Raw genomic sequence first — 1888 nt, forward strand, 5'->3', positions numbered from 1 at the left:
GGACGTGTGGGACGCGGGTCCTGTCGGGGGCGGTCAGGGGTCTGTCCGGTGACGGAGCAGGACCTCTATTTGACTTCCTCTTCCATCCGAAGGCAAGAAGGGTCCGGCGGGACCCGCCGGGGCGGTCCCACCGTGGACGACGGCTCCGGGAGGGGGGCCGTCCCGCACGAGCGGTGGAACGGGATCGGCCCGGGGACGAACCTGTCCGGGGCCATGGAAAAGGCCTGCCATCCGATGACCGGACTCGATAGCATCTGCACGCACCGAAAGCCGTCCTGGGAGCCGCCGTGAACGTCCAGACCAGAACCGAGTCCCCTCCGCCGGAGGCCCGCAGGGCCAGAGTCGCGGTCTCCACCCTCTTCTTCGTCAACGGCTTCACCTATACCAACGCCGTCCCGTGGCTGCCGGTGCTCAAGGCCCAGCTGGGGCTGAGCAACACGGAACTGGGCCTGGCGATCGCGGCGATGCCGACCGGCGCGATCCTGACCGGCATGCTGGCGGGCCCGCTGATCCACTGGTTCGGCAGCGGCCGGACGGCGGTGGGGACCAGCCTCATCTCTCTGGGAGCGCTCCCATTCATCGCGCTGGCGCAGAACTGGTGGATGCTGGCGGCGGCGCTGTTCGTGCTGGGCAGCGCGGACGCCTGGACCGACTCGGCGCAGAACTCACACGGCCTGCGCGTCCAGCGGCGCTACAGACGCAGCATCATCAACACCTTCCACGCGCTGTGGAGCATGGCCGCGGTGGCCGGAGGCCTCCTGGGCGCGACCATGGCCGGTACCGGCGTGCCCATCCTGTGGCACCTGGGCGGCGTGACCGCGGTGCTGGTGTGCGTGAACCTGGCGGTGAGCCGGATGCTGCTGCCCGGCCCGGAGAGCAGCGAGCGCGAGGACGGCACGGACGCCGGGAGCGGGCGACGCCTGCGCGTGCCCGGACGGGCCGTGCTGCTCCTGCTGGTGCTGAGCGTGCTGCTGATGTTCGCCGGAGGCATCGAGGACTCCGCCGCCACCTGGGGCGCGGTGTACATGACCTCGGAACTGGAGGCGTCCCTGTTCCTGGCGGCGATGCCGTTCGTGGCCTGCCAGGCGATGATGACGCTGGGTCGCCTGGCCGGCGACCGGGTGACCGACCGGTTCGGCGCTGCCGCCGTGGGACGCGCGTGCGGTCTGCTGGCGGGCGGCGGAATCGCGTTCGCCCTGCTGGTACCGAACCCGGTGGCCACGGTCATCGGCTTCGGGGTGATGGGACTGGGCGTGTCCACGCTCTTCCCGCTGACCCTGGCGGCGGCGGGGAACGTGCCGGGCGTGCGCACCGGGGACGGGATCACCGTCGTCGGGTGGCTGGGCCGCGCGGGCTTCCTGGCCTTCCCGCCGCTGGTGGGCTTCCTCGCCGACTCCTCCAGCCTGGGGAACGCGCTGTGGGTGATCGCGGGTGCCGGTGTGGGCGCCTTCCTGCTCGCCTTCGCCCTGCGTCCGCGCTTGTGAGGTCCGAAGGACCGTCGCGCCGCCCCCGCCGGGACCGCGCGGTTCTCCTCCCGCGCACGTGAGAGGGCCCCCGACCCGACGGTCGGGGGCCCTCGTCGCCACGCGGTCCAGGGACCGTGCGGCGGGGTGATGCCGTTAGGCGATCGGAGCCGGACGGCGGGCCCCGGCCCACAGGGCCAGAGCGCCGATGCCCGTCACCACGGCGCCGCCGAGCACGAAGCCCTGCATGTCGACGCCGGTGGTGGCGAGGGTCTCGTCACCGTCGTCGTCGCCGTCGCCGTTGCCCTCGCTCACCGGAGCGGCGGCCTCGGGGGCGCTACCACCGGGGGCGGTGGTACCGGGGGCCTGGATCTCGTCGCCGTCACCGGGAGCGGTGCCGCCGTCGCCGTCACCAGGGGGGTTGC

General features: G+C 72.8%; 1 protein-coding gene and 1 pseudogene. One reads left to right on the top strand and one right to left on the bottom strand.

What is annotated here, in order from left to right:
- Positions 1-287 precede the first annotated feature (287 nt).
- On the top strand, positions 288-1484 hold the full coding sequence (locus DQW06_RS22510) for an MFS transporter (protein ID WP_117199259.1): 1197 nt from the start codon (positions 288-290) through the stop codon (positions 1482-1484).
- Between the two features lie 135 nt (positions 1485-1619).
- Here DQW06_RS22510 and DQW06_RS22515 read toward each other — a convergent pair.
- A pseudogene (locus DQW06_RS22515) lies at positions 1620-1888 on the bottom strand (hypothetical protein); the annotation flags it as partial.

It is taken from the genome of Nocardiopsis sp. TNDT3, from assembly GCF_003427465.1.
GTDB classification, from domain to species: domain Bacteria; phylum Actinomycetota; class Actinomycetes; order Streptosporangiales; family Streptosporangiaceae; genus Nocardiopsis; species Nocardiopsis dassonvillei.